This is a genomic window from Vibrio sp. 704, assembly GCF_033339295.1.
Map to the genome: position 1 here is coordinate 1 of NZ_JAWOUH010000586.1, position 633 is coordinate 633.

A 633-nucleotide genomic window follows, 5' to 3' on the forward strand; every position below is an offset into this window, starting at 1 on the left:
ACACCGATGTCGGAAGGTGAAATCAACGCGATTCGTCAGGTGTTGATTGGCACCGTCGGCTTTGATCAATCTCGTGGTGATTTACTTAACGTATTGAGCGTCAAGTTTGCCGAGCCAGAAACCGAGCAGCTTGTTGACCAACCGATTTGGGAACACCCGAACTTCAACGATTGGGTTCGTTGGTTCGCCAGCGCTTTAGTTATCATCGTGGTTGTGCTTGTACTGGTTCGCCCTGCAATGAAGAAACTGCTTAACCCAGCTGGTGATGACGACGATGAAATGTACGGCCCAGACGGCTTGCCAATTGGTGCCGATGGCGAAACCAGCCTAATTGGTAGCGACATTGAAAGCAGTGAGCTGTTTGAATTTGGTTCAAGTATCGATCTGCCTAACCTTCATAAAGATGAAGACGTACTGAAAGCGGTTCGTGCACTTGTAGCGAACGAACCAGAGCTAGCGGCTCAAGTTGTGAAAAACTGGATGAACGAAAATGGCTAACGATATCGTACCTCAAGATGAAAACGGCGCAGGCATGCCAGTTGAGTTTGATGCCTCCACCATTACTGGTGAAGAGAAAGCGGCCATTTTGTTATTAAGTCTGAATGAGCAAGATGCGGCTGGCATCATCCGTCA

At 48.3% G+C, this 633-nt stretch carries 2 pseudogenes; both read left to right on the top strand.

The window, feature by feature from the left end:
• A pseudogene (locus R7R24_RS27895) lies at positions 1 to 498 on the top strand (flagellar basal body M-ring protein FliF); the annotation flags it as partial.
• Positions 491 to 633: pseudogene (locus R7R24_RS27900) on the top strand (flagellar motor switch protein FliG); the annotation flags it as partial. The pseudogenes R7R24_RS27895 and R7R24_RS27900, both read left to right, overlap by 8 nt.